Genomic DNA, 25,853 nt, shown 5'->3' on the forward strand with positions numbered 1-25,853 from the left:
ATGTTAATGAAATAACTCTTTGACGGGAAAAATTAAAATAAAATAATTAATTTGCTGCGGCTTTTTTAATTGCTGCAACAGCAGCCTTAAGCACGCCTAAACCATCGACTTTGCCATACAGCAGCGAGTCAATCACTTCCACAGGCTTGTTGGGTAACAAACGCTGAATTTCGGGCAACATATAAGCAATTTGTGGACCTAATAACACGACATCGGCGACAGGACCTTTTTCTCCGGCCAGCGTTTCAGGAAATGCTTCAATAATAACCGGCACTTCGTATTTTTCGGCCTGAGCACGCATCTTCGAAACCAACAATGAAGTCGACATGCCCGCAGAACAAAACAGATAAATGTGTTTCTTTTCCATTAAAACGATCCTCATGTGCGATTATCTGTCAACCAGACACTCCGCAAGCCATAACCTGCATCCATGCTCTGGGTAACTTGCGTCAGCTAAATTACTTTTTTAGGTGGCTGAAATGAGTATACGGGATTGCACCGGTGGATGGTATTTCCTTGACCAACTAAATTGTCTCTCCTTGACCTATCGTTATGACCCCCCTCACATTTCGGGCAAATAATTCGCGGCAATAAATAAGATCGTTCGGCACAAAAAAACCGGCACGATGGCCGGTTCTTCTGAATGCTCAGGCAATAAGCAGTTGTTACTTCTTCGCCGCCTGCGGGTCAGTGTCGTACTCTGCGCAGGTCTGGTAACCGGAGTTAATCACATGTCCGGTGTCGTCTAAAGCAACAAAATAGGTTTCAGCTTTACCATCTCGTTGACCCAGGATGTAGGTCTGGCATGTCCCGCGCGCATGAATCATACTGACTTCAGAAGAAGGTTTACCGGCAATCTGCGCCACCTGCGCCCTGCTCATCCCTTTCTTCACATCTTTCACCACGGGCTGAACAAATTGGTCTTTGGTGCGATCGTAGGCCGTACACCCTGCCAGCATAGTCAAAACAGCCGCTGCGCTTAGAATTCCTGTTAGGTTCTTGTTCATATTCCGTCCTCTTGTATTTCAGCGTGTTATATAAGCCTGGAGCACAACAACACATTTTTCAAGCAATCAGATGATACTTAGGTCGTTTCGGAAAATTCTATTAAAACAAAATGATGTTAGATCAGGCCTGCATCCCTTGTCGTTTGGGTCCCAACGCGTTAGCTTTAACACATCATTTTTTTTGATCATTTCATTTTTCGGAGGGGGTTAAATGACTCTGCAGCAAGAGATAATCCAGGCGCTTGGCGCAAAACCGCGAATTAATTCAGAAGAGGAAATTCGCCGCAGCGTGGATTTCTTGAAATCCTACCTGCAAACGTACCCTTTTCTGAAATCACTGGTATTAGGGATAAGCGGCGGACAGGACTCAACGCTCGCGGGAAAACTTTGCCAGATGGCTATTTCCGAGCTTCGTGAAGAAACGGGGAATGACGCGCTGCAGTTTATTGCCGTACGTCTGCCGTATGGCGTTCAGGCTGATGAACAGGACTGTCAGGATGCCATCGCCTTTATCCAACCTGACCGCGTGCTCACAGTAAATATTAAGGGTGCAGTACTGGCCAGTGAACAGGCCCTGCGTGAAGCGGGTATTGAACTGAGCGATTTTGTCCGTGGCAATGAAAAAGCCCGTGAACGTATGAAGGCCCAGTACAGTATCGCCGGAATGACCAGCGGTGTTGTCGTGGGTACCGATCATGCAGCAGAAGCCATCACCGGATTTTTCACCAAATACGGCGATGGCGGTACTGACATTAACCCTATTTTCCGCCTGAACAAGCGTCAGGGTAAGCAGCTGCTTGCCACACTGGGTTGCCCGGAACATTTATATAAGAAAGCGCCAACCGCCGACCTCGAAGACGATCGCCCTTCTCTGCCGGATGAAGCCGCATTAGGCGTCACCTATGACAACATCGACGATTATCTGGAAGGAAAAACGCTGGCTGCCGACATCGCGAAAAAAATTGAAGGCTGGTATCTGAAGACCGAACACAAACGTCGCACACCGATTACGGTGTTTGATGACTTCTGGAAAAAAGCGTAATTTTTTTAGTCACATATTGCCGGATAGCACTGGGATCACCGCTGTCCGGCCACTCTTCCTTGTCTGATGCCGCTTTTTTAATCGGTTTCAAACTGCTACACTGGATGAATAACCAGCATCCGGAGTGAAAAGTGGTACGGCGTCAATCAGCCCCACGCCTGACATTTGAGGCAGCGGCAATCTATGAATATCCTGAACACCTGCGTCCATTTTTGAGTGCGCTTCCCACCGCGCCAGGCGTCTATCTGTTTCACAGTGAAAGCGACACTATGCCGCTCTACATTGGTAAAAGCGTCAATATTCGCAGCCGCGTGCTGGCACACCTGCGTACCGCAGACGAAGCGGCAATGCTGCGTCAGGCCAAACGCATTAGCTGGATTTGTACGGCGGGAGAAATTGGTGCCCTGCTGCTGGAAGCGCGGTTGATCAAAGAACAACAGCCGTTGTTTAATAAACGACTGCGGCGCAATCGTCAGCTTTGCGCCTTGCAGCTTACCGACCGAACTGTTCAGGTTGTCTACGCACGAGATATTGATTTCTCCCATGCACCCAATCTGTTTGGCCTGTTTGCCAATCGCCGCGCAGCGCTACAAGCGTTGCAAAGCCTCGCGGATGAACAACAGCTGTGCTACGGCCTGTTGGGGCTGGAAGCCCTGAGTCGCGGGCGCGCCTGTTTTCGCTCCGCGCTTAAACGCTGCGCCGGAGCGTGCTGCGGAAAAGAGAGTCATGAAGCGCATCATTTGCGTCTGTTAGCGGCGCTGGAAAGAGTGAGAGTGATTTGCTGGCCATGGAGCAATGCTATTGCACTGCAGGAAACCGGCGCTGAAATGACACAGTACCATATCATCAACAACTGGCTGTGGCTGGGAGCCGTTTCAACGCTGGATGAAGCGGCTACCCTGGCGCGTATGCCGGCAGGCTTTGACCATGATGGTTACAAAATTCTCTGCCGGCCTGTTCTGTCTGGTCAATATGACATTATTGAACTGTGTCCGGAGAATGCCCCGGCATCCAGTTAATCTCGCTGAACAGCAATTTTCCCTCGCGCTCCAGCAGTCGTAATGTGTGTTTGCCGTCATGCCAGCTCGCACCCTGGTCGGCCGTCAGCAATTTATCGCCCAGTTGCCATGCACCACTGATAACAAACACCACGCCGCCGCGTGAACCAAAGGTCGTAAAGGTGCGATCGGCCACTCTGACTTTTGCCTGGCAAACATCTCGTCGGGTCATGATATTAAAATCCATAGACATCTGCCCTTCCGTCAGCTTTGCTTTTACCACCTTGTCACCGGCAAAGGTAAAAGGTTGGTGCTGTTTGAGGGTATGCGTAAAGATGTTCGCTTCTTCCAGAGTGACCTCCCCTCCCTCCAGCAGCGTAATCACGCGTTCTACACCCGGGAAAAGTGAAAATTCACCGTTTGCTGCAATGGAGGCGATACTCGCCCGCCAGTGAAAATCTCGTGTTGCTGGCGGAAAACAGCAAATCTCACGCGTTTCTCCCGCACCATTCCGCCAGAGATTAACCGGCATTTTGCGGATATCAAAGTATTCCATCATCCCTCCAGAAAGGAGCAGCATGGCAGCCTGCCGTAAACAGACAGCCATAAATCATCATTATTATGTTCACCCTGCAGATTATTGTTATCGGCAGCAGAGTTGATTTGCCTTAGCGATGAACCCGGCATTTTGCAAAAAAGAATAACGCGCTGATCCAGGTAGAATTTTCGCGGGCTTCAGGAGAATAGCGTGTCGTGCGTCCGGTGCAATAGGCAGAAATGAAAAAACCGCCGATCCTGCCCACATCGTTATACGTGTTGTGGACAAGAGCGGCGGTCTTGAGTTTTGTTTCACACTGTGCGGCAATCAGCGCGATACAGTGTGAATGATTTAGTGTAGACGCTGATCGATTACTCGGCAGCTTCCGGCATTTTACCTTTCTGCGCTGCACGTTCTGTCAGACGCTTCTCAAAATTGGCATTAAACTGCTTTTTCTGTTCCGGGGTCAGAATGTTGTAAATTTTGTTCTGGGTTTCCATATGCGCCAGCATGTTGGCTTTGCGCTGTTCTTCCATCTTCGCAATCTGCGCTTCGGCTTTCGCTTTATCGAAGCTATCGCTGGCGATGATATCGTGCATTGCACGGCGTTCTTCCAGCGGCGGACGTTTCATCTGATCGCGCTGGCCTTTCATGATTTCGCGAATCTGCTGTTTCTGCGCGTCGGTCAGGTTCAGGTCTTTGAACATCATGTCGTGATGCGGGGCGAACTTGCCGTTGTGGTGCATCATCGGTTTGGCATCCGCTGGTGCAGCTGTTGTAGTGTCAGCAGCATGAGCCAGGTTCGCAGCACCCAGCGCCAGAGTAGAGGCAACAACCAGAGCAGTCAGTTTACGCATAATTTCTATCCTTTCTTTCAGTTATTTTTACGACACTCATGCGACTCTTATGCAATGTGATGTCGTGTTGACGAGATTAACTTTACCGGCTTAAGCGTCAATTAATCAGAGCAACGGTAAAACAGTGAAAGTGTAAAAAACAAACTTTCATCAATTATGAAGAAAAAAAGAATAAATTGCGCAGAGTTGCAATAAAAAATTACAAGCGGATGATTTTGAAAGGATTATGGAGAACTATACCTGAACCCTGATTATTAAGAAAGCAATTCACCAGGAATAATCCGTAATAAATAAAAACAGCACGCAAAAATAAGCCCTAAAGGATAAACCTGCAGGGCGAATATATTTATCACAACTTTTCGAGCATCAATCCGGCACGTAAACCACAGGCCACGTTAGGGTTGGGAAAGAGAACGTATTCAACATCATGGGTGACGATAAAACGTTCATCTCCGTCCTGCGCCAGCAAGGTGCCTTCTTTAAAGGGGGTAAAGTTTAGCGTCTGGTTATCCATGTGGAGAATGAAATCGTCGCTACGACGCGTGATTTGCGACACCACGCGATAACGCAGCGGGGATATTTCTCTCGTCGGCACCCGCTCACCCCGCAGCAGTTTCTCCAGTGCGTCTGCCGTTTGCGCAAACTGGGTGAGATCGTTTTGCCCGAACGGCAGCGCTTTACCCAGTTCCAACGTACAGGCCAACGCACCAAAATGTTCCCCGCTAAAATGGGTGAACGTGCCGCCAGGCGTCTGATGGAAAACCAGCGCTTCCAGTCCCGCATCCCCCAGCCATTCAAGAAAATCCTCGTCCCAGGCAACGTTGCGTTGTGGCAATACGCCAAAGCGCAGATGCTGTGAACCGCGGATCGCGGTGTGCAGATCCAAATGCCAGCGCACAGGCTCCTTTGCGCGCGAATAAAAATCTTCAAGACACAGCTCAAGCTCGTGGGCTCGGTGCGTTTCTTCACTCGCGGTAAAAATCTGCCACCGGCCGCCAAACATACGATTCAGGTCGCTATGACAATATCGTTTTCCCGCAGCCAGCGCCTGCGGGTTTCCCAGAATCACCAGCAGCCGCCATGTCAGTGTCAGCTCGCCGCTAAACAGACTGGAAAGCAATGAATCGAGTATCTCTACCGGCGCGGTTTCATTGCCATGGATCCCCGCAGACAGCACCAGTGAATGTTCAACGGGTGCAAGCGGCGTCAGTTCCAGAATTCCGTGACCGATCCACTGCCAGTCAAAACCATGAGTGGTTCCTTGCGTTTTCTCTGGAGTGGCGCCTGCGAGCGTGATCGCCAGAAAGTTATCCATGGCGCATCCCCTCCTGCTGGAAAGGATACACTGAACCGAGGTTGAGCAATTGCGTCAGCGTATCCAGCGCTTCACGCCCCTCGCGCAACAGCTGTGGGTCGGTAAGGTCGGCAGCGGTAAGACGATCGCGATAGTAACGGTCAACCCAGTTATTCAACGTGTTAAACAGCGTGTCGTTCATGATAACCGCCGGATTCACCGCCTGCTGTTCCTGCGGGGTGAGCACCACTCTCAGGCGCAAGCATGCCGGACCACCGCCGTTGGACATACTTTCACGCAGATCGAATACCCGCAGGTCATCGATCGGATTGTCTTCCTCGAGAAGCCGGTTCAAATACCGCCACACGCCAGCATGCTCCCGACACTCCTGCGGCAGGACCAGCATCATCGAACCGTCACTACGACTCAGCAACTGACTGTTAAACAGATAAGTGGTCACGGCATCCTGCACCGACACTTCCGCTGTCGGGACTTCCAGCGGGGTAAAACCTGCCACCTGACTGCGCAACTGCTCTAACAATGCCTGCTGTCTGACAAACGCCTGCTGATGACAAAACAGCACCTGGCGATTCGATACCGCAATAACATCGTTATGGAACACGCCAAGATCGATAACGTCCGGGTTTTGCTGGGCAAAAATGCGCTGATGTGGGTTGACCTGATTCAGTCGCGCGACCGCTTCGCTGGCCTCACGGGATTGCCTTGCCGGATAGCGCTTCGGTTGGGATGCATTGCCTTCTTCACGACCGTAAACAAACAGCTGTACGCCGGGGTCACCGTAATCTCCACCCAGCCGGTTATGGTTTGCCGCCCCTTCATCACCGAAAAGCGCAACCTGGGGCAACGCGCCGTGGACCGCAAAGCTATTCTCATCACGGAAAATCGCCCGTAACAATGCTTCGGTAGTAGGCGCTTCCAGTGAACGGTGGAACTTATTATTCAGATTCGCCACCGTCAGATGCACTTTCCCGTCCAGCGAGTCTGCCGAAGGGCAAACCGTTGCCGCATTCGCTACCCACATAGGCGATGCGGAGCTGGCACTGGAGAGCCAGTGAGGCGCCTGACGCGACACTTTCTCCAGCACCTGTTCGTCACTGCCGCTAAAACCCAACTGACGCAGAACCGGAATATAAGGCCGCTCGTGGGGCGGGATCACCGCCTGAGGAAATCCCGCATCTGCCAGCGCTTTCATCTTTAGCAGACCTTGCTTTGCCGCCAGACGCGGGTTCGACACCTGAAATCGATGTTTGGTTGAGGCCTCATTACCAAATGACAATCCAGCATAGTGGTGAGTCAGTCCCACCAGACCATCAAAATTTACCTCACGGGCTTTCATAGCTTATCCTCGCGAGAAAAATCCAGTCCGGGGCTAAGCGCCGTTGGCAGCGTTAGGGCCGGGGATTCCAGACTTGCCATCGGCCAGGCGCAATAATCTGCGGCATACCACGCGCTGGCGCGATGGTTTCCGGAAGCGCCTACACCGCCAAACGGTGCGGTACTGGCAGCGCCGGTTAACGGCTTATTCCAGTTGACGATCCCTGCCCGCGCCTCCAACAGTAGCTGTTCAAACTGGCCGCGATCGGGCGAAACTAACCCACACGACAATCCAAAGCGGGTGTTGTTCGCCATACGAATCGCATCATCAAAGCTGTCATAACGCCAGACGCCGAGCAGCGGACCGAAAACCTCTTCATCAGGTACGTTCCCCGCCCCGGTCAGTTCGATGATTCCAGGGGTCAGCAGTGACGTTCCGGCATTTAACAGACGTGGCGCTAACAGCGTACGGCCGCCCAACGACGCCAGACGCTGCCAGGCATCATAGACGTACTGCGCGGCCTGTTCGGAAATCAGTCCTCCCATAAATGGCTGCGGTTGTGCATCCCAGTTGCCGGGCATTAAGCGCTGACTAACCTCCACCAGACGCGTCAGGAACGCATCACCCTGCGCGCCTTTTTTTACGAGCAGGCGGCGGGCACAGGTACAGCGCTGTCCGGCGGTGACAAATGCGGATTGAATAGTCAGATGCACCGCGGCATCAATATCCTCCGGATTCTCAATAATCAGCGGGTTGTTGCCCCCCATCTCCAGGGCAAGGATTTTTTCCGGCTGGCCGGATAACTGCTTATGCAGCTGATAACCGGTATTCGCACTGCCGGTAAACAGCAGGCCATCGAGGTCTTCCAGCGCACTCAGCGCCTGCCCCGTTTCACGTCCGCCCTGCACCAGATTCAGCACGCCCGGCGGCAACCCCGCCTGCTCCCACAGTTTTGTTACTGCTTCACCGGTCCACGGCGTCAACTCGCTGGGTTTGAAAATCAACGTATTGCCTGCCAGCAATGCCGGAACAATATGACCATTGGGTAAATGACCGGGGAAGTTATACGGACCAAAAACCGCCAGCACTCCGTGTGGGCGATGGCGCAACGTTGCCGCACCATCCGGTAGTTCGCTGTGCTGCTCACCGGTACGGGCATGATAAGCTTTGACGGAGATGGCGATTTTATTGATCATCGCCGTCAGTTCAGTAGCGGCTTCCCAATGAGGTTTTCCGGTTTCCTTGGCGATAATCTGAGTTAGCTCGGCTTTATTGCTTTCCAGCAATAAAGCAAACTTTTCAACAATAGTCTGGCGTGCGCTGAAAGGCTGTTTAGCCCAACCGACAAAGGCCGCACGTGCGGCCTGGCACGCTTGCGTCACCTGCGTTGCATCTGCATCATTACCGTGCCACAGCACATCACCGCTTACCGGGTTGGTTTTCACCCGACGCTCGCCCAGCCCCGTCACCCAGTCACCGTTTATCCATAGTGTCATGCTGTTTTCTCCTCTGCACAAAGACGTACAAAACGTACATGGTCGCCTGCGTGGCATTTCAGGGCATCCAGTTGCGCCGCCGTCAGTACCAGACGTTGGGTATCCGGGTCTGCGCGAACCAGCATGACGCGGAAGTTTTGATAGTTTTCATTGGCAACCAGACAGGCCGGATAATCACCGGTTGCTGGCTGACCTTCCGCCACTTCCACCAGCCTGCTTTTACGAATAGCCCGAACCCGGTCGATATCGCATTCCAGCGTTGGCCCACCGTCGAAAATATCGACATAGTTGCGGTAGCGAAATCCTTCTTTCTCCAGCACTGCCCGAGCAGGAGCCGTTTGCGGATGTACCTGACCAATCACGCTTTGCGCTTCATCAGACAAGAAATGGGTATAAATCGGATGCTTAGGCATCAGTTCAGCAATGAAGGCTTTCTGCCCTGTCCCGCAGAGAAAATCCGCCCGGCTGAACTCCATTGAGAAAAAGCGTTTACCAAGGCTTTGCCAGAACGGCGAGTAACCGTGCTCATCAATCACGCCGCGCATTTCGGCCACGACTTTCTCATTAAATCGGTCGCGAAAGGCCGCCATAAACATAAAGCGCGATTTTGACAGCAAATAGCCGTTGCCTTCTTTTCGCCAGTCCGGATCGAGAAACAGCGTGCAAAGCTCGCTGCTACCCGTGTGATCGTTACTCAGAAACAGCGTCGGCAGCGCGTTATAGACATTCAGCTCTTTCGAGGCGTGGACCAGGGTACCAACCCGATAGTTGTACCAGGGATCGTTAAGCCCTACCGCCACCTCAATGGCGCAAATCCCGGCCACGGTTCCGCTGGTACTGTCTTCAAGCACAAACACATATCCCTGCTCACTTTTTGGCAACTCACCGCGCCAGGTTTGGAGTGAACGTTCGATACGCGCCATCAGCGTAGCTTCATTCGCCGGTAGCGAGGTCAACCCGCCGCCGGTCTTACTGGCAAGCTGCATCAACGCGGTGATATCCGCGCGTTCAATGGGACGAATCACCATCATGATGAACCTCCTGCTTTAATGCGTTCGCAGGCCAGCGCAAAGCGATCCAGTCCGGTGGCGACTTCTTCTTCGCTGACGTTGAGCGCTGGCGCAAAACGCACCACGTTAGCGCCAGCGATCAGTACCATCACCCCGGCAACAGCCGCTTCTTGCGAGATGAGTTTCGCTTTCCCGGCAAATTCCGCGTTCAGCACGCAGCCGATCAGCAGTCCGAGTCCACGAATTTCACTAAACAGTCCAAAACGTTCGTTAATGGCGTTTATACGCTCCACAAACCAGTCGTGGCGCTGTTTTACTCCGTTGAGCACTTCCGGTGTATTCACAATTTCCAGCAATTTACCTGCCACCGCCGTCGCCAGCGGGTTTCCGCCGTACGTTGTACCGTGTGTACCAACCGTCATCACGCTGGCGCAACGCTCTGTCGCCAGCAGTGCGCCGATGGGGAAACCACCGCCCAGCGCTTTTGCTGTCGTCAGCAGATCCGGCGTCACGCCGTAGTGCATATAGGCATACAGCTCCCCGGTACGGCCAACGCCGGTCTGAACTTCATCAAAAATCAGCAGCGCATTATGGCGATCGCATAACTCACGTAGCCCCTGCAAAAAGGCTTTTGTTGCCGGTACCACACCGCCTTCACCCTGCACAGGCTCCACGATAACCGCACAGGTGGTGTCATCAATCAGTTGGCTGGCAGAATCGAGATCGTTGTATACGGCATGACGGATATCCGGCGGCAGCGGCGCGAAATCCTGTGAGTAGGCAGGCTGTCCTCCGGCGCTGACGGTAAACAGCGTGCGTCCATGGAAAGCATTTTTAAACGCTACAATCCCGCTCTTCTGACTGCCAAAACGATCGTGGGCATATTTACGCGCCAGTTTTAGTGCCGCTTCGTTGGCTTCCGCACCGGAGTTACAGAAGAAAATGCGCTCGGCGAAGGTGGCGTCAATCAGCTTTTTCGCCAGACGCAGTACCGGCTCGTTGGTGTAGCCATTTCCCGTATGCCAAAATTTGCTCGCCTGGTCGTTTAATGCCTCGCGCAATGCCGGGTGGGCGTGACCCAGCGCGTTAACCGCAATGCCTCCCGCGAAATCGATATACTCTTTACCCTGCTGATCCCACAGACGTGAACCTTCACCCCGCACCGGAATAAAAGGGGCCGGAGCGTATACGGGCATCATCCATTCATCAAAATTTTCACGCGTAATTGACAGAGACATAGCGACCTCAACGGTAAATAAAAGGTTATTTATATGTTAATAAATATAGTGTTTGCGGTGTAAATGTAGATTGCAGGGTTCGTGCCAGCCAGCGAAAAAAGTGCATAAACGGAGGTCGATGACGGAATATCAACAGGTTACAACGTGGCGATATTCACTGCATGTGCATATAAAGTGAATATGTTTGCGCATCAGGCGACTAAACAGAGGAAAAAACGCAGTTTTATTCAGTCGCCAAATATAATTCTGGAATTGTGATCGTATACGAAATTTTTCGGAAATTATTGCCCCATTCCGACGCGCTTCGCGCCAAAACGGTGCAGTTTTTGCTCCATCGTTAACACCATTAGCAATCATTGTTGGAATCAGGTGACAAGAAGCAGTCAGGCTGCAGAAATTCTGCTACCATCCTTGCACTATTCATCTTGCAAAGTGGCAGCGACTATGAAATTTGTCTCTTTTAATATCAACGGCCTGCGTGCCCGTCCCCATCAACTGGCAGCCATTGTCGAAAAACACCAACCGGATGTTATTGGCTTACAGGAGACAAAAGTCCACGACGATATGTTCCCTCTCGAAGAGGTAGCAAAGCTCGGTTACAACGTCTTTTATCACGGCCAGAAAGGTCATTACGGCGTGGCGCTGTTAACGAAAGAAACGCCAATTGCGGTACGTCGTGGCTTCCCGGGCGATGACGAAGAAGCGCAGCGTCGGATCATCATGGCAGAAATTCCGTCCCCTCTGGGCAGCATCACGGTGATCAACGGCTATTTCCCGCAGGGCGAAAGCCGTGACCATGAAACCAAATTCCCGGCCAAAGCCGCGTTTTATCAGAACCTGCAAAACTATCTGGAGACAGAGCTGAAACGCGACAATCCGGTATTGATCATGGGCGATATGAATATTAGCCCAACCGATCTCGATATCGGCATTGGCGAAGAAAACCGTAAACGCTGGCTGCGTACCGGTAAATGTTCCTTCCTGCCGGAGGAGCGTGAGTGGATGGAACGCCTGCTGGGTTGGGGTCTGGTGGATACTTACCGTCACGCAAATCCTGAAAAGAATGACCAGTTCTCGTGGTTCGACTATCGTTCAAAAGGCTTTGACGATAACCGTGGCCTGCGTATCGATCTGCTGCTGGCGAGCAACCCGCTGGCGGAACGCTGTGAAGAAACCGGCATCGACTATGAAATTCGCAGCATGGAAAAACCGTCCGACCATGCGCCTGTATGGGCTAAATTCCGCGTCTGACCTTCTGCGTCTTTTTACTCTCCAGGCCCGGCCTGGAGAGTCTGTTTATTCTGTGCAAAATCAATAAAGTGACGGTAATACATTGTTACGGCCGGGAATTTATTATATCTTCGCGCGCGCTTTTCGCTGACGAAAATGCTCCATTGCACTCGGTTTTACAGGAGAACCCCCATGAAAAAGAAGTTCGCATAAAGCAGAATACCGGCTGCTGATTGTCGCGGTCCTGTTCTGCGTTCTGGCGGGAGTTTTCCATCATTATGGTCTGACCGACCTGATAACCAATTTCCATCATTTACAAGACGTCATCCGCCAAAGCGGTATGTTCGGCTATACGCTTTATATCCTGCTGTTTATTGTTGCAGCGCTGTGTCTGATCCCAGGCAGCATCCTGGTGATCGTCGGCGGTGTGCTGTTTGGCCCCGTGGCTGGGACGCTTATCTCGTTAGTGGCAGCAACCGTGGCCTCAGCGCTGTCGTTTTTGCTGGCTCGCTGGCTTGGACGGGATCTACTACTGAAATACGTTGGGCACACGGCGACGTTTCAGGCTATCGAAAAAGGCATTGCCCATAGCGGAGTAGACTTTCTAATCCTGACCCGGCTCGTGCCGCTGTTCCCCTATAATATTCAAAATTACGCCTATGGGCTGACGGCCATTCCGTTCTGGTCATTTACCGTAATATCGGCACTTACCACCTTACCCGGTATCTTTATCTATACGCTGATGTCGCATGAACTCGCCAGCGAAGGCATTACCCTGGTATTCATCGGTAAGCTCAGCGTGGCAGGGCTGGCGTTATTCGCCCTCGTTCAGGCAGCCAAAGCCTGGGCCCGATATAAGCACATCGATCCGTCAGCCAACCATGAGTGTACGGGTAAATGATAAAACGGAATAAAGCGCGGCTGACTCGCTATTACCGGGCGGGTTTGATTGCTCTGCTACTGCTCGGGCTAATGGCATGGGCATGGATACCTGGCGTGAGTGATTTTCTCCACGGCAGCCTGACAGCATTTACCACACTCGATCAGCATGCTCTTGAGAACTTTATTCGTTCTTATGGAACCCAGGCGGCGGTGGTGTCGTTCTTCCTGATGATCTTACAGGCCATCGTTGCACCGCTTCCTGCGTTTGTGATCACGTTTGCCAATGCCTCGCTGTTTGGCGCATTTTGGGGCGGCGTACTATCCTGGAGCAGCGCAATGGCAGGTGCGGCGCTGTGCTTTTTTATTGCCCGCATTTTAGGTCGCGGTGCGGTGGAAAAGCTGACCGGAAAAACGGTGCTGAACAATATGGACGCTTTTTTCGAGCGCTATGGTAAGCACACTATTCTGGTCTGCCGCCTGTTACCTTTTGTGCCGTTCGACCCGGTAAGCTACGCGGCAGGCCTGACCTCAATTCGTTTTCGCCATTTTTTCATCGCCACAGGCATCGGACAGTTACCCGCCACTATCATCTACTCATGGGCGGGAAGCCTGTTAACCGGCGGCACATTTTGGTTTGTGACGGGTCTGTTTGTCCTGTTTGCCCTAAGCGTGGTGATATCGGTGGCGAGAAGCCTTTATCTTGATCGCCAACGGAAAAAAAGCTGAGACCTTCCCCCATTTTTAGCCATGGAGATATTATGCGTTACTGCTTATTGTGTCTGAGTTTGTTGCTCTGCCCGCTGGCGACGTTTGCCCAGGACGCCAGCTGGCAACAAATCAAAAATGACGCCCGTGGTCAAACGGTGTGGTTCAACGCCTGGGGTGGCGACAATGCAGTTAACCAGTATCTCGACTGGGTTAGCGGCGAGATGAAAACGCACTACAACATTAACCTGAAAATCGTGCGCCTGGCAGACGCCGCCGATGCCGTAAAACGCATCCAGACGGAAGCGGCATCCGGGCGAAAAACCGGCGGCTCTGTCGATTTACTGTGGGTTAACGGCGAAAACTTCCGTACGCTAAAAGAAGCCGGGCTGCTGCAAACCCAGTGGGCACAATCGCTGCCTAACTGGCGCTATGTTGATATACAAAAACCGGTGACCGAAGATTTCTCCGTTCCAACAGAGGGGGCTGAATCACCGTGGGGCGGTGCCCAACTCACCTTTATTGCCCGGCGCGATCTCACCGCGCAGCCGCCGTTATCTCCGCAGGCACTTCTTGAATTTGCGCAGGCGCACCCTGGCACGGTGACCTATCCACGCCCGCCAGACTTTACCGGAACGGCTTTCCTTGAACAGTTGCTAATTTCGCTCACCACCAAACCACAGGCATTGAAAGTTGCGCCAGATGCGGCGACATTCGCTGAAGTTACCGCGCCATTGTGGCAGTATCTTGATACCTTGCATCCTGTACTTTGGCGTGAAGGCAAAGATTTTCCGCCCACGCCAGCACGAATGGATTCACTGCTCAATAGCGGCACCCTGCGTTTATCATTGACCTTTAACCCTGCCCACGCGCAGCAAAAAGTAGCCAGCGGCGAGTTGCCTAAAAGCAGCTACAGTTTTGGTTTCTCACAGGGCATGCTCGGCAACGTGCACTTTGTTGCCATTCCGGCGAATGCCCACGCCAGTGCCGGAGCAAAAGTCGTGGCAAACTTCCTGCTTTCTCCTGAAGCGCAACTGCGCAAAGCTGACCCGGCTGTCTGGGGAGATCCTTCGGTGCTTGATCCACAAAAATTGCCTGACGAACAGCGTGATGCGCTGCTGGCGCGGATCCCTCAGGGGCTCCCTGCCGTGTTGCCAGAACCGCATGCAGCCTGGGTAAACGCTCTGGAACAAGAATGGCTACGCCGCTACGGTACGCATTAATTCTGCTACTCTGGGCCATCATGGCGGCAGTTTATCTGCCGTTGGCGCCAGCGGCATGGTCTCTGATAACACCGGCGCTTAGTATCACACACTGGCTGGCACTCTTTGCCGATCCTCAACTTCCGCAGGCGTTACTGGCAACGCTGGTTTCCGTCGGCCTCGCGGCTGGGGGCGCGCTGATTATCGCGCTGCTGGCGATCCTCGCCTTGTGGCCCGGCGCAGGCTGGGTACGTCTGTATACGCGTCTTCCGTGGCTGCTGGCAATTCCGCACGTTGCCTTCGCCACCAGCGTGCTGTTGATTTTTGCTGAAGGCGGCATACTTTGGCAATGGCTCCCGTTCCTCAGCCCACAGCCGGACCGCTACGGCATTGGACTTGGCGTAACGCTGGCGGTGAAAGAGAGCGCTTTTTTGTTATGGATTCTCTCGGCCCTGCTGAGTGAAAAACAACTTTCTCAGCAGGTTATCGTATTGGATTCGCTGGGTTACAGCCGACTGCAATGCCTGAACTGGCTGGTTCTGCCCGCTATCGGCCCGGCATTAGGTAAAGCTATGCTGGCGATTGTTGCCTGGTCACTCTCCGTTGTTGATGTGGCAATCGTTCTTGGCCCCGGCAATCCGCCAACGCTTGCCGTATTGAGCTGGCAGTGGCTCAGTCAGGGCGACGTCGAACAGCAGGCGAAAGGCGCACTTGCCAGTCTGTTGCTGGTGCTGTTGCTCCTTGTTATCGCGCTGGTGGGTTATCTGCTCTGGCGTGCCTGGCGACATACTATTCCGGCAGTAAACGGTGAACGCCAGCATTTTTCATCTATGACAATCGTACGCCCGCTGGTACAGATTTTGCCCGTCAGCGGTGTGGTATGCGCGCTGGTGCTGGCGCTTATCGCCAGCTATTCCTCGCTAAACAGCGAGGCGCTCAGCAACAGCCTGCAACTGGGGCTCCTTTCCAGCGTGCTGGCGCTTCTGATACTTTTTGCCTGGCTGGAATGGGGTCCACAAACCGGACACCGCTGGGTCTGGCTACCGCTCATTTTGCCTGCGCTACCGCTGGTAACCGGACAATATCTGCTGGCGTTATATGCCGAACAAGATGGACTGATGACGACCATTATCTGGGGCCACCTGCTGTGGGTGATGCCCTGGATGCTATTTGTGCTTAAACCGGCGTGGCAGCGCATTGACCAACGATTAATTTTGATTGCGCAAACCCTGGGCTGGACGCGGTGGCGGATATTCTGGCTGGTGAAATGCCCACAACTGGCACGCCCGGCATTGATTGCCTTCGCGGTTGGCTTCTCGGTTAGTATCGCCCAGTATATGCCAACGCTGTGGCTAGGTGCCGGACGCTATCCCACGTTAACCACCGAAGCGGTGGCATTAAGCAGCGGCGGTAGCAGTGCGATTCTGGCAACACAGGCGTTGTGGCAGCTGCTTTTACCACTGCTCGTTTTCGCACTTGCAGCCTTTCTCACCGCGTGGATTGGCCGCTTTCGACAAGGACTCCGCTAATGCTTACTGTACGAGGCGCTTCGTTGTGCCAGGGCGTGAAAGCGCTGGTGAAAGACGTTAATTTTCAGGTCAACAAAAGTGACATCGTCACTATTATGGGACCTTCCGGCAGCGGGAAATCTTCGCTGTTTTCATGGATGATCGGGGCGTTGTCTCCCCAGTTCCAGGCCTCAGGCGAACTGTGGCTTAATGAACGACGCATCGATACGTTACCTACCGCGCAGCGCCAGATTGGCATTTTGTTCCAGGATGCGCTGCTGTTTGACCATTTCAGCGTTGGGCAGAATTTACTGCTGGCCTTACCCGCCAGCCTGCAAGGTCCCGCCAGACGCCATGAGATTGAATGCGCTCTCGCGCGCGCTGACCTGGCAGATTTTTATTCGCGCGATCCGGCGTCACTCTCCGGCGGACAACGCTCACGTGTCGCCCTGCTCCGCGCACTACTGGCGCAGCCCCAGGCGCTGTTACTTGATGAACCCTTTAGCAGGCTGGATGCGTCGCTACGCGATAACTTTCGCCAATGGGTCTTCACCGAGGTGCGTAAGCTGGGGATCCCGGTGGTACAGGTGACCCATGACGCGCAGGACGTTCCGCCTGCAGGCCACGTATTTCAGATGGAAAACTGGGCGTGAATGTGGCGATATGCTGCGTTAACGCAAGGTTTTTACGTAACTGGCGGCACAGAATGTCGTCTTCTTTTTTTCAACGTCGGGCTATTCGATGAAACGTGTTTCTCAAATGACCGCGCTGGCACTGGCTTTAGGGCTCGCTTGCGCTTCTTCCTGGGCTGCTGAAACAGCACAGACGCTCACCCTCAACCAGTTACAGCAAAAGCAAGGCGCGGCGATCGATACCCGTCAGAGCGCTTTTTACAACGGCTGGCCACAATCGCTCAATGGTCCTTCAGGACACGAACCTTCCGCACTGAACCTGTCTGCCGCCTGGCTCGACAAGATGAATGATGAACAACTCAGCGCCTGGGTTAAGTCACATCAACTTAAGACCGACGCTCCGGTGGCGCTGTATGGTAGCGATAACGACATGCAGGCCGTTAAATCCCGTCTGCAAAAAGTTGGCTTTAACCAGATTTCAACCCTCAGCGATGCGCTGACAGACCCTGCCCGTCTGCAACGTCTGCCGCACTTCGAACAGTTGGTTTACCCACAGTGGCTGCACGATCTTCAGCAGGGTAAAGACGTGACTGCCAAACCGGCGGGTGACTGGAAAGTGATTGAAGCCGCCTGGGGCGCGCCGAAGTTGTATCTGCTCAGCCACATCCCCGGCGCGGGCTACATTGATACCAATGAAGTTGAAAGCGAACCGCTGTGGAATAAAGTTTCCGACGAGCAGCTTAAAGCGATGCTGGCGAAACACGGTATCCGCCACGACACCACGGTAATTTTATACGGCCACGATGTCTATGCCGCCGCTCGCGTGGCGCAAATTATGCTGTACGCAGGCGTGAAAGACGTTCGTCTGCTCGACGGCGGTTGGCAAACCTGGTCCGACTCAGGTTTACCGGTCGAACGCGGCACTCCGCCAACGGTGAAACCAGAGCCTGATTTCGGCGTGAAAATCCCTGCCCAGCCGCAGCTTATGCTGGATATGGAACAGGCGCGCGGTCTGCTGCATCGCCAGGATGCATCTTTGGTGAGCATTCGTTCATGGCCGGAATTTGTCGGTACCACCAGCGGTTACAGCTACATTAAGCCAAAAGGTGAGATCGCAGGCGCGCGTTGGGGTCACGCGGGCAGCGACTCCACCCACATGGAAGATTTCCATAACCCGGATGGCACCATGCGCAGCGCGGATGACATCGCCGCCATGTGGAAGCAATGGAATATCCTGCCGAATCAACAGGTCTCTTTCTATTGCGGCACCGGCTGGCGTGCTTCAGAAACGTTTATGTATGCCCGCGCGATGGGCTGGAAAAACGTCTCTGTTTACGATGGTGGCTGGTACGAGTGGAGCAGCGATCCGAAAAACCCGGTCGCCAGCGGTGAACGGGGTCCGGACGCCAGCAAGTAAGACTGGCATTATTGCCGGATGCGGCGAGAACGCTTTACCCAGCCTGGATATATCATCGTTGTAGGCCGGATAAGCGAAGCGCATCCGGCAACGCATTACCTTACGCCTGACGCTGAACGGTTTTCAGCGTCAGATATCCGCTCCAGATCCGGGTGAACGTTGTCATCCAGCACAACGCGCCAAAGACCCACGCCAGCACGGCAAAATAGTCCGGGAACAGACACCCCAACACAAACAGCAAAATTGTCTCAGTTCCTTCGGTCAGCCCGCCAAGATAATAAAACGATTTATGCGCGTAACCGGGGTTATCAATCTGATGTTTCGCTGCCAGTGCGGCGAAGGCCAGAAAGCTGCTACCGGTGCCAATAAACGCGAACAACAGCCAACTGCCTGCCAGCGCATTCTGCGCCGGAGCGGCAAGAATAAAACCAAACGGCACAAGGGCGTAAAACAAAAAGTCGAGCGAAATATCGAGAAATCCGCCGGCGTCGGAGAGCCCTCTGCGCCGTGCCAGCGCCCCATCCAGTCCGTCAAACAACCGATTGAGCACAATGGCCACCAGCGCCGCCAGATACCAGCCTAACGCCAGAAATGGCAACGCCAGCACGCCAATGGCAAATCCGACCAGCGTAAGTCCGTCCGGGGTAATCGCCGGTTTATCGATAATACCTACGCACCGATGCAACAGCGGTTTTAATCGTGGATGAAGATGGCGGTCAAGCATGCGGGCGTCCCTTAAAACTGTCGCACAGTCCCTGCGAGGGAATATCGAGAGCGGCATTAAAACGCGCCGAGAGATTTTGAAACGCAATCAGCGCGGTCATTTCCGTAATGGCATCATCGGTAAAATGCTGCTTCATCTGCACTTTCAGCGCATCGTCAACCTGTGGAGGCGTTGCGGTAACCGCATCGGCATAGGCCAGCGCTACGCGTTCTTCAGCGCTAAACAGCGTCGAATCTTGCCAGTTGGCAACCTGCATGACTTTATCCAGCGCGCCACAGCGTTCTGCCAGCCGTAAACTATTCGCATCAACACAGAAAGCACAGTGGCAGACCTGAGAAACGCGGGTCATCAACAGCGCACGCATCACCGGCGTTAAGCGCGCCTTTTTACGCTCCAGAAACCCGACAAACAGCGCCACCAGCCAGAACAGAAACGGCATCCGCCCCCACCAGCGCGTGGGATGCAGCACATCGCCATAATGTTTTTTCTGCGTGGCAACGAGCGGTTTTAAACTGGAAGGGATACGCGTTAACGGCTTTACCCACGACTGAGGTTCGTTCAACGGTGGCTCCTGAATACTTTAGATAAAACAAAGATAACGATAGTATGTCATTTTCTGCTGTTAGATCTTGATGAATATGATGAAAACCCTCGACGTGGTCGCCGCTATCATTGAACGTGATGGCAAAATTTTACTGGCTCAGCGTCCGCTGCATGCGGATCAGTCAGGCATGTGGGAGTTTGCCGGGGGTAAGGTTGAGCCGGGCGAAAGTCAGCCCGAGGCGCTGATCCGCGAACTGCGTGAAGAGTTGGGTATTGAGGCAGTCGTGGGGCGCTACATTGCCAGTCATCAACGCGAGGTTTCAGGCCGATTGATTCACCTGCATGCCTGGCATGTGCCTTCGTATCAAGGGGAACTTAGAGCGCATGAACATCAGGATATCGTCTGGTGCTCACCCGAAGAGGCGCTGCGTTATCCGCTGGCACCCGCCGATATCCCGTTGTTAGAGGCGTTTATCCTTTTACACGCCGCCAGACCAGCGGATTCGTGCTGATCGTTTTATCATCGCGCTGGCACTGCAACAGAACGCCATCGGCTTTAATCACCGCCCCTTCAGAGTAGTTTTGATCCTGATAAATACAGCACTGGCTACAGGGCTGAGCCCGCTGACCGCTGGAACTGAACACTTCCGGCGGTACATTCACCTGCACATCCGGGCGATAAAGCTGATTTGCCAGCGTCGCGCTGGACACCAGTACCAACGCTCCTGCCATGATTAAACGGCGCATTGTGTTTCCTTTTTAACTGACATTTATGCTCAGTATAACGGTATAGATCGGCAGAAACTTTAGTCCCTTCCATCATCGCTTTTGGTTATGACCCACGGCGCAATATTAATTTACTTAGCGGGGTTAATTTTTTCTTGCGTCACGTCACACTGCTGATGGTATAGTCAAAAACTGCACAACACATAACATAAATATCAAAAATATAACCATATCAATACATAAGAGGTTCTTATATCTATGGATCAGACATGTTCTCTGGAGTCATTTCTCAACCATGTGCAAAAGCGCGACCCGAATCAAACCGAGTTCGCGCAAGCCGTTCGTGAGGTAATGACGACGCTGTGGCCCTTTCTTGAGCAGAACCCGCGTTATCGTCAGATGTCGTTGCTGGAACGTCTGGTTGAACCGGAGCGCGTGATCCAGTTCCGCGTAGTTTGGCTGGACGATCGCAATCAGGTGCAGGTCAACCGCGCGTGGCGCGTACAGTTTAGCTCTGCCATTGGCCCGTACAAAGGCGGTATGCGTTTCCACCCTTCCGTGAACCTGTCGATCCTGAAATTCCTGGGTTTCGAGCAGACCTTTAAGAACGCCCTCACCACGCTGCCAATGGGCGGTGGTAAAGGCGGGAGCGATTTCGATCCGAAAGGTAAAAGCGAAGGCGAAATCATGCGTTTCTGCCAGGCACTGATGACCGAACTGTTCCGCCATTTAGGTCCTGATACCGACGTCCCGGCGGGCGATATCGGCGTGGGTGGTCGTGAAGTCGGCTTTATGGCCGGGATGATGAAAAAACTGTCCAACAACAGCGCCTGCGTCTTTACCGGTAAAGGTCTCTCTTTTGGCGGCAGCCTTATCCGCCCGGAAGCCACCGGCTACGGTCTGGTGTACTTCACCGAAGCAATGCTCAAACGCCATGGTCTGGGCTTTGAAGGCATGCGCGTGGCGGTTTCTGGCTCCGGCAACGTAGCGCAATTCGCCATTGAGAAAGCCATGGAGTTTGGCGCGCGAGTAGTTACCGCCTCCGATTCCAGCGGTACCGTAGTTGACGAAAGCGGATTTACTAAAGAAAAACTGGCGCGTCTGTGTGCGATCAAAGACAGCCGTGACGGTCGCGTGGCGGATTACGCCCGTGAGTTTGGCCTGACCTATCTGGAAGGCAAACAGCCGTGGTCGGTTCCGGTCGATATCGCCCTGCCGTGCGCCACTCAGAATGAACTGGATGTCGATGCAGCGCGCGTACTGATCGCCAACGGCGTGAAAGCTGTCGCCGAAGGGGCAAACATGCCGACCACTATCGAGGCCACCGATCTGTTCCTCGAAGCGGGCGTACTGTTCGCACCGGGTAAAGCCGCCAACGCCGGTGGCGTAGCGACATCCGGTTTGGAAATGGCGCAAAACGCCGCTCGTCTGGGCTGGAAAGCGGAGAAAGTGGATGCGCGCCTGCACCACATCATGCTGGATATTCACCATGCCTGCGTTGAATACGGCGGCGAAAGCAAGCAGACCAACTACGTACGTGGCGCCAACATCGCGGGCTTCGTGAAGGTTGCCGACGCGATGCTGGGTCAGGGCGTGATTTAATATTGTCTCTGCAGGCCAGTAGGCCGGATTAGGCACAGGTGCCGCATCCGGCTAAGCCTGATGCGCTATGCTTATCAGGCCTACAAACTTACAGACCCGCCTCTTCAGATGGCGGGCTTTTTTTCGCCGGACGTTTACGCGGCGCGCTTTTTTTCTTATCGCTACCACTACCGCCAGGTGCAGCAATTCCACGAAAGCGTCGTACCGGTGTGCTGCGCGCCTGATCGATAAGCTGATACAGCGTCCCCACCAGCGGCTGCATGAAATCCTGATAGCGACACTGCTTTTCGCTGATTTGGGTCAGGATAGATTCCCAGTGCGCTGTCATGTCCGGGCGCGTCGCCATTTCTGGCAACGAGTGGAACAGCGCTTTTCCCGCGTCAGTCGAATGGATATAACGTCCTTTTTTCACCAGGAACCCGCGCTTAAATAGCAGCTCGATAATTCCGGCGCGCGTCGCTTCCGTACCTAAACCATCCGTTGCGCGCAGGATCTTTTTCAGATCTTTATCCTGCACGAATCGCGCAATCCCGGTCATCGCTGACAGCAGAGTTGCATCAGTAAAGTGCCGCGGGGGCTGGGTCTGACGTTCAACTACTTCGCCTTTTTCGCATAGCAGTTCGTCATCTTTTGCCACCACCGGCAGCGGCGTCCCGTCATTATCTTCGTCGCGCTCTTTGTTGCCGAGCAGCGTGCGCCATCCGGCTTCCGCCAGAAAACGCGCTTTGGCGACAAACTTGCCTTTGGCGATGTCCAGCTCAATGACGCACTTCCTGAATACTGCATCTGCGCAAAATTGCATCAGATACTGACGGGCAATCAGGTTGTAAATTTTCGCTTCGTTGTCATTCAGGTTGATGGATGAACTACGCGCGGTAGGAATGATGGCGTGGTGCGCATCCACTTTTTTGTCGTCCCAACAGCGATTTCGCGTATCGGGATTGACCGCCGGCTGCGGGAGCAAATCCGGCGCATGGACGCTAATCGCGTTCAGTACCGCGTGACGTCCGGCAAAGTGTTCTTCCGGCAGATAACGGCTATCCGAACGCGGATAGGTAATCAACTTATGGGTTTCATACAGCTTCTGGCAGATATCCAGAACGTTATGCGCACTTAAACCGAAGCGCTTCGCCGCTTCAATCTGCAACGCAGACAGCGAGAACGGCAACGGCGCGGATTCTGATTCCCGTTTATCGTTATAGCTGGTGACTATCGCCGGCTGACCGTTAATGCGGTTCACCACGTGTTCAGCCAGCGTGCGGTTCAGCAAGCGCCCTTCTTCATCCTGATACGGCTCACACGCTTCGCTCGGCTGCCAGATAGCGGTAAACCGCTCATCGACGGGCGTTACGATATGCGCTTTCACTTCGAAGAAGTCTTTGGCGACGAAGTTCTCTATCTCTTCATCGCGGCGCACAACCAGCCCGAGCACCGGCGTTTGTACGCGCCCGACCGAAAGTACGCCCTGATAGCCCGCGTTACGTCCAAGAATGGTGTAAGCGCGCGTCATATTGATACCGTACAACCAGTCCGCACGCGCTCGCGCCAGTGCCGACACGCACAGCGGGATAAACTCACTGTTGGCACGCAGCCGCTCAATAGCCCGCTCAACGGCCTGCGGGTTGAGGTCGTTAATCAGGCAACGCTGCACCTTCTGACGCTTTTCAGGTGCCAGTTGCAGGTAATCCAGCACTTCATCTACCAGCAGTTGCCCTTCACGATCGGGGTCACCGGCGTGAATAACTTCGCTGGCCTCATGCAAAAAGCGCTTAATGACGTTGAGCTGTTTGGTCACCGAGGGGCGCGGTTGCAGTTGCCACTTTTCAGGGACAATCGGCAGATCGACCAGACTCCAGCGAGCATAACGACTGTCGTAGGCATCCGGCTGCGCCTGTTCAAGCAGGTGACCAATACACCAGGTCACCACTTGTCCATTTCCGCATTCGATAAAACCATCGCCTTTGCGATGCGGCTTCGGCAGCACATCGGCGATAGCACGCGCCAGACTTGGTTTTTCGGCAATAAACAACCGCATCGAGTTAACGAATCTCAACCATGGCGCGACCGCCACGAGCTTCCACTAACTCACCAATGGCGGTGAGATCGATACCGAACTGCGCCGCTGCCGCTTTCACTTCGGCTTCAGCTTCCGGCGTTACCGCCAGCAGTAGACCACCTGAAGTTTGCGGATCGCACAGCAGATCGCGTACCGATTGCGGCATTTCACTCATCAGGTGTCCGTAGCTGGCAAAGTTACGTTGGGTACCACCCGGCACCGCGCCCTGCGCGATGTATTCTTCAACGCCAGGCAGCTTAGGAATATCCTGGTAGACGATCTGTGCCTGAACGCCTGCGCCCTGGCACATCTCACTCAGATGCCCCAGCAGACCAAAACCGGTAACATCGGTCATGGCTTTCACGCCGTCAATATCGGCGAATGCAGCACCGGCAATGTTCATCCGGCACATCACTTCTGTCGCCAGTCCTTTATGTTCTTCCTTCAGCAGTGATTTTTTCTCTGCGGTTGTCAGAACACCTATGCCCAGAGGCTTGGTCAGGAACAACTTACACCCTGCCTCAGCGGTGCTGTTTTTCTTCACGCGTTCGGTCGGCACAACGCCGGTTACCGCAAGGCCGAAGATAGGCTCTGGGGCATCAATAGAGTGGCCGCCCGCCAGCGCAATACCCGCCTGACGGCAGGCAAAGCGTCCGCCTTCGGTGACTTCGCGGGCGATTTCCGGTGCCAGTTTATCCAGCGGCCAGCCCAGAATAGCAATTGCCATAATCGGTTTGCCGCCCATGGCGAAAATATCGCTGATGGCGTTAGTCGCGGCGATGCGTCCAAAATCAAACGGATTATCGACAATCGGCATAAAGAAATCGGTGGTGCTGATAACGCTGGTGCCGTTTCCCAGATCGTATACGGCCGCGTCGTCGCGGGTTTCATTACCCACCAGTAAGTTCGGATCAACAAACTTCGCCTGCTCGCTGTGCAGGATGGTTTCCAGCACTTTTGGGGAAATTTTACAACCGCAACCGGCTCCGTGGCTGTATTGCGTTAAACGAATAGCTTGCTCGCTCATGGACATCTCCTGTCATTGCAATCCGGATATGGTAGCGCTCATTCCTTGATGTGGTAAGAGTGACTGTCTGAATTCGGGTGTCTTTGCTCAGAATCCAGACAGTTTTGCCGTTGATATCAGAAATAACGGACGAATGCGCTCGGATCGGCAAGGTTAATCGTCGTGGATGCTTTTAGCTGCGGTGTGCCCAGATAGAGGAAACCGACGATTTTATCTTGCGGGCGACAGTCGAATGCTTCGCGAACGACCGCACTTTCGGTTAATGCACCACTGCGCCAGATACCGCCAAAGCCCTGGGCAATTGCGGCCATCTGCATAGCCATCACCGCACAACCGGCAGACATTTCTTGTTCCCACAGAGGAACCTTGTCGTTTTCTTCACATTTCGCCACCACGGTAATAATCAACGGCGCGCGAAACGGTGCGCTGCGCGCTTTTTCCTGGGCTTTCTCGTCACTGCCTGCGGCAATCGCCCCTTTTTCAAGCACCGCGCTAAAACGCTCACGCCCTTCGCCCTCAATGACAAAGAATTGCCACGGTTGCAGCGTTTTGTGGTCTGGCGCGCGCATTCCCGCACGCAGAATGTTTTGCAGCTGCTCTCCTGTCGGGGCTGGCTCGACGAGACGAGAGGCGCTACGACGGGTAATCAGTAATTCGAGTGCATCCATTTGCTTAACTCCAACAATGAGATTTGTTCACAAAATTAACACGTGAGCGGATTTTGTTACAGCACAGGCGGTGATTCCTGCTGACAAGTGCCTGTCGGGTCATTACGATAGCCTC

26 protein-coding genes are annotated in these 25,853 nt (G+C 53.6%); 11 read left to right on the forward strand and 15 right to left on the reverse strand.

Annotated features, from left to right (window positions below):
• Positions 1 to 46: 46 nt before the first annotated feature.
• A complete protein-coding gene (gene chbB / locus OGY04_RS07585) occupies positions 47 to 367 on the reverse strand; it encodes a PTS N,N'-diacetylchitobiose transporter subunit IIB (RefSeq protein WP_003832547.1) in 321 nt (106 codons plus the stop codon).
• Positions 368 to 665: 298 nt separating this feature from the next.
• Positions 666 to 1,007, reverse strand: a complete 342-nt coding sequence (osmE, locus tag OGY04_RS07590) for an osmotically-inducible lipoprotein OsmE (protein WP_003030621.1) — start codon at positions 1,005 to 1,007, stop codon at positions 666 to 668.
• A 211-nt stretch (positions 1,008 to 1,218) separates the two neighbouring features.
• On the opposite strand from osmE, the gene nadE reads away from it, so the two are divergent.
• Complete coding sequence (gene nadE, locus OGY04_RS07595) at positions 1,219 to 2,049, forward strand: NAD(+) synthase (RefSeq protein ID WP_286585066.1); 831 nt, start codon at positions 1,219 to 1,221, stop codon at positions 2,047 to 2,049.
• Between the two features lie 131 nt (positions 2,050 to 2,180).
• Entirely contained in the window at positions 2,181 to 3,068 is an 888-nt protein-coding gene (cho, locus tag OGY04_RS07600) for an excinuclease Cho (RefSeq protein ID WP_286585067.1), read from the forward strand.
• Here cho and ves read toward each other — a convergent pair.
• The 7 genes from ves to astC form a co-directional block, all read right to left on the reverse strand.
• Complete coding sequence (ves, locus tag OGY04_RS07605) at positions 3,028 to 3,603, reverse strand: environmental stress-induced protein Ves (protein ID WP_103285095.1); 576 nt, start codon at positions 3,601 to 3,603, stop codon at positions 3,028 to 3,030. The two genes, cho and ves, sit on opposite strands and share 41 nt — an antisense overlap.
• A gap of 353 nt (positions 3,604 to 3,956) precedes the next feature.
• Complete coding sequence (spy, locus tag OGY04_RS07610; protein ID WP_048226767.1) at positions 3,957 to 4,442, reverse strand: ATP-independent periplasmic protein-refolding chaperone Spy; 486 nt, start codon at positions 4,440 to 4,442, stop codon at positions 3,957 to 3,959.
• A gap of 349 nt (positions 4,443 to 4,791) precedes the next feature.
• Entirely contained in the window at positions 4,792 to 5,757 is a 966-nt protein-coding gene (gene astE, locus OGY04_RS07615) for a succinylglutamate desuccinylase (RefSeq protein WP_267439883.1), read from the reverse strand.
• On the reverse strand, positions 5,750 to 7,093 hold the full coding sequence (gene astB, locus OGY04_RS07620; protein WP_286585068.1) for an N-succinylarginine dihydrolase: 1,344 nt from the start codon (positions 7,091 to 7,093) through the stop codon (positions 5,750 to 5,752). Before astB ends, astE begins: the two co-directional genes overlap by 8 nt.
• Positions 7,090 to 8,568 (reverse strand): succinylglutamate-semialdehyde dehydrogenase, encoded by a 1,479-nt coding sequence (gene astD / locus OGY04_RS07625; protein ID WP_286585069.1) that lies wholly within the window; start codon positions 8,566 to 8,568, stop codon positions 7,090 to 7,092. The genes astB and astD overlap by 4 nt, the downstream gene beginning before the upstream one ends.
• Positions 8,565 to 9,599, reverse strand: coding sequence for an arginine N-succinyltransferase (astA, locus tag OGY04_RS07630; RefSeq protein WP_008784554.1), 1,035 nt, complete (start codon positions 9,597 to 9,599; stop codon positions 8,565 to 8,567). Before astA ends, astD begins: the two co-directional genes overlap by 4 nt.
• A complete protein-coding gene (gene astC / locus OGY04_RS07635) occupies positions 9,596 to 10,816 on the reverse strand; it encodes a succinylornithine/acetylornithine transaminase (protein ID WP_048214345.1) in 1,221 nt (406 codons plus the stop codon). The genes astA and astC overlap by 4 nt, the downstream gene beginning before the upstream one ends.
• A gap of 444 nt (positions 10,817 to 11,260) precedes the next feature.
• Here astC and xthA point away from each other — a divergent pair, with 444 nt between their 5' ends.
• The 7 genes from xthA (at position 11,261) to OGY04_RS07670 (ending at position 18,392) form a co-directional block, all read left to right on the forward strand.
• Positions 11,261 to 12,067: an exodeoxyribonuclease III gene (gene xthA, locus OGY04_RS07640; RefSeq protein ID WP_003030642.1), complete on the forward strand. Its 807-nt coding sequence runs from the start codon at positions 11,261 to 11,263 to the stop codon at positions 12,065 to 12,067.
• Positions 12,068 to 12,290: 223 nt separating this feature from the next.
• A complete protein-coding gene (locus OGY04_RS07645; protein ID WP_170974252.1) occupies positions 12,291 to 12,947 on the forward strand; it encodes a TVP38/TMEM64 family protein in 657 nt (218 codons plus the stop codon).
• A complete protein-coding gene (locus OGY04_RS07650) occupies positions 12,944 to 13,654 on the forward strand; it encodes a TVP38/TMEM64 family protein (protein ID WP_057068352.1) in 711 nt (236 codons plus the stop codon). The genes OGY04_RS07645 and OGY04_RS07650 overlap by 4 nt, the downstream gene beginning before the upstream one ends.
• Before the next feature lie 32 nt (positions 13,655 to 13,686).
• Complete coding sequence (locus tag OGY04_RS07655; RefSeq protein ID WP_286585070.1) at positions 13,687 to 14,856, forward strand: ABC transporter substrate-binding protein; 1,170 nt, start codon at positions 13,687 to 13,689, stop codon at positions 14,854 to 14,856.
• Positions 14,829 to 16,364 (forward strand): ABC transporter permease family protein, encoded by a 1,536-nt coding sequence (locus OGY04_RS07660; RefSeq protein ID WP_286585071.1) that lies wholly within the window; start codon positions 14,829 to 14,831, stop codon positions 16,362 to 16,364. The genes OGY04_RS07655 and OGY04_RS07660 overlap by 28 nt, the downstream gene beginning before the upstream one ends.
• On the forward strand, positions 16,364 to 16,996 hold the full coding sequence (locus tag OGY04_RS07665) for an ATP-binding cassette domain-containing protein (RefSeq protein WP_286585072.1): 633 nt from the start codon (positions 16,364 to 16,366) through the stop codon (positions 16,994 to 16,996). The genes OGY04_RS07660 and OGY04_RS07665 overlap by 1 nt, the downstream gene beginning before the upstream one ends.
• An 88-nt stretch (positions 16,997 to 17,084) precedes the next feature.
• Positions 17,085 to 18,392, forward strand: a complete 1,308-nt coding sequence (locus tag OGY04_RS07670; protein ID WP_286585073.1) for a sulfurtransferase — start codon at positions 17,085 to 17,087, stop codon at positions 18,390 to 18,392.
• 100 nt (positions 18,393 to 18,492) lie between these two features.
• Here the strand turns inward: OGY04_RS07670 and OGY04_RS07675 are convergent, their stop codons facing one another.
• Complete coding sequence (locus OGY04_RS07675) at positions 18,493 to 19,116, reverse strand: CDP-alcohol phosphatidyltransferase family protein (protein WP_008784544.1); 624 nt, start codon at positions 19,114 to 19,116, stop codon at positions 18,493 to 18,495.
• The gene (locus OGY04_RS07680; protein WP_048235522.1) at positions 19,109 to 19,678 is read right to left on the reverse strand and encodes a carboxymuconolactone decarboxylase family protein; all 570 of its coding nucleotides are present in this window, start codon (positions 19,676 to 19,678) and stop codon (positions 19,109 to 19,111) included. The genes OGY04_RS07675 and OGY04_RS07680 overlap by 8 nt, the downstream gene beginning before the upstream one ends.
• A gap of 79 nt (positions 19,679 to 19,757) precedes the next feature.
• On the opposite strand from OGY04_RS07680, the gene OGY04_RS07685 reads away from it, so the two are divergent.
• Positions 19,758 to 20,171: a pyrimidine (deoxy)nucleoside triphosphate diphosphatase gene (locus OGY04_RS07685; protein WP_008784542.1), complete on the forward strand. Its 414-nt coding sequence runs from the start codon at positions 19,758 to 19,760 to the stop codon at positions 20,169 to 20,171.
• Here the strand turns inward: OGY04_RS07685 and OGY04_RS07690 are convergent.
• Complete coding sequence (locus OGY04_RS07690) at positions 20,131 to 20,391, reverse strand: YnjH family protein (protein WP_170974251.1); 261 nt, start codon at positions 20,389 to 20,391, stop codon at positions 20,131 to 20,133. The two genes, OGY04_RS07685 and OGY04_RS07690, sit on opposite strands and share 41 nt — an antisense overlap.
• A 252-nt stretch (positions 20,392 to 20,643) precedes the next feature.
• On the opposite strand from OGY04_RS07690, the gene gdhA reads away from it, so the two are divergent.
• Entirely contained in the window at positions 20,644 to 21,987 is a 1,344-nt protein-coding gene (gene gdhA / locus OGY04_RS07695; RefSeq protein ID WP_003832501.1) for an NADP-specific glutamate dehydrogenase, read from the forward strand.
• An 88-nt stretch (positions 21,988 to 22,075) separates the two neighbouring features.
• Here the strand turns inward: gdhA and OGY04_RS07700 are convergent, their stop codons facing one another.
• From OGY04_RS07700 to OGY04_RS07710, 3 genes are all read right to left on the reverse strand, one after another.
• Positions 22,076 to 24,022 (reverse strand): DNA topoisomerase III, encoded by a 1,947-nt coding sequence (locus OGY04_RS07700; protein ID WP_286585163.1) that lies wholly within the window; start codon positions 24,020 to 24,022, stop codon positions 22,076 to 22,078.
• A gap of 4 nt (positions 24,023 to 24,026) precedes the next feature.
• On the reverse strand, positions 24,027 to 25,070 hold the full coding sequence (selD, locus tag OGY04_RS07705) for a selenide, water dikinase SelD (RefSeq protein ID WP_286585074.1): 1,044 nt from the start codon (positions 25,068 to 25,070) through the stop codon (positions 24,027 to 24,029).
• Between the two features lie 116 nt (positions 25,071 to 25,186).
• A complete protein-coding gene (locus tag OGY04_RS07710; protein ID WP_008784540.1) occupies positions 25,187 to 25,738 on the reverse strand; it encodes an NAD(P)H nitroreductase in 552 nt (183 codons plus the stop codon).
• Positions 25,739 to 25,853: the final 115 nt, after the last annotated feature.

The sequence above is a fragment of the Citrobacter sp. Cpo091 genome, assembly GCF_030332645.1.
Classification (GTDB): Bacteria; Pseudomonadota; Gammaproteobacteria; order Enterobacterales; family Enterobacteriaceae; genus Citrobacter; species Citrobacter portucalensis.

Bases quoted from the DNA above. Each gene is read 5' to 3' on its own strand.
- astB (WP_286585068.1), bottom strand. From the start codon at position 7,093: ATGAAAGCCCGTGAGGTAAATTTTGATGGTCTGGTGGGACTGACTCAC.
- OGY04_RS07665 (WP_286585072.1), top strand. From the start codon at position 16,364: ATGCTTACTGTACGAGGCGCTTCGTTGTGCCAGGGCGTGAAAGCGCTG.
- osmE (WP_003030621.1), bottom strand. From the start codon at position 1,007: ATGAACAAGAACCTAACAGGAATTCTAAGCGCAGCGGCTGTTTTGACT.
- OGY04_RS07655 (WP_286585070.1), top strand. From the start codon at position 13,687: ATGCGTTACTGCTTATTGTGTCTGAGTTTGTTGCTCTGCCCGCTGGCG.
- xthA (WP_003030642.1), top strand. From the start codon at position 11,261: ATGAAATTTGTCTCTTTTAATATCAACGGCCTGCGTGCCCGTCCCCAT.
- selD (WP_286585074.1), bottom strand. From the start codon at position 25,070: ATGAGCGAGCAAGCTATTCGTTTAACGCAATACAGCCACGGAGCCGGT.
- OGY04_RS07710 (WP_008784540.1), bottom strand. From the start codon at position 25,738: ATGGATGCACTCGAATTACTGATTACCCGTCGTAGCGCCTCTCGTCTC.
- OGY04_RS07685 (WP_008784542.1), top strand. From the start codon at position 19,758: ATGAAAACCCTCGACGTGGTCGCCGCTATCATTGAACGTGATGGCAAA.
- OGY04_RS07675 (WP_008784544.1), bottom strand. From the start codon at position 19,116: ATGCTTGACCGCCATCTTCATCCACGATTAAAACCGCTGTTGCATCGG.
- OGY04_RS07700 (WP_286585163.1), bottom strand. From the start codon at position 24,022: ATGCGGTTGTTTATTGCCGAAAAACCAAGTCTGGCGCGTGCTATCGCC.
- spy (WP_048226767.1), bottom strand. From the start codon at position 4,442: ATGCGTAAACTGACTGCTCTGGTTGTTGCCTCTACTCTGGCGCTGGGT.
- gdhA (WP_003832501.1), top strand. From the start codon at position 20,644: ATGGATCAGACATGTTCTCTGGAGTCATTTCTCAACCATGTGCAAAAG.
- astD (WP_286585069.1), bottom strand. From the start codon at position 8,568: ATGACACTATGGATAAACGGTGACTGGGTGACGGGGCTGGGCGAGCGT.
- OGY04_RS07690 (WP_170974251.1), bottom strand. From the start codon at position 20,391: ATGGCAGGAGCGTTGGTACTGGTGTCCAGCGCGACGCTGGCAAATCAG.
- astC (WP_048214345.1), bottom strand. From the start codon at position 10,816: ATGTCTCTGTCAATTACGCGTGAAAATTTTGATGAATGGATGATGCCC.
- ves (WP_103285095.1), bottom strand. From the start codon at position 3,603: ATGGAATACTTTGATATCCGCAAAATGCCGGTTAATCTCTGGCGGAAT.
- OGY04_RS07650 (WP_057068352.1), top strand. From the start codon at position 12,944: ATGATAAAACGGAATAAAGCGCGGCTGACTCGCTATTACCGGGCGGGT.
- chbB (WP_003832547.1), bottom strand. From the start codon at position 367: ATGGAAAAGAAACACATTTATCTGTTTTGTTCTGCGGGCATGTCGACT.
- astA (WP_008784554.1), bottom strand. From the start codon at position 9,599: ATGATGGTGATTCGTCCCATTGAACGCGCGGATATCACCGCGTTGATG.
- astE (WP_267439883.1), bottom strand. From the start codon at position 5,757: ATGGATAACTTTCTGGCGATCACGCTCGCAGGCGCCACTCCAGAGAAA.
- OGY04_RS07660 (WP_286585071.1), top strand. From the start codon at position 14,829: ATGGCTACGCCGCTACGGTACGCATTAATTCTGCTACTCTGGGCCATC.
- OGY04_RS07670 (WP_286585073.1), top strand. From the start codon at position 17,085: ATGAAACGTGTTTCTCAAATGACCGCGCTGGCACTGGCTTTAGGGCTC.
- nadE (WP_286585066.1), top strand. From the start codon at position 1,219: ATGACTCTGCAGCAAGAGATAATCCAGGCGCTTGGCGCAAAACCGCGA.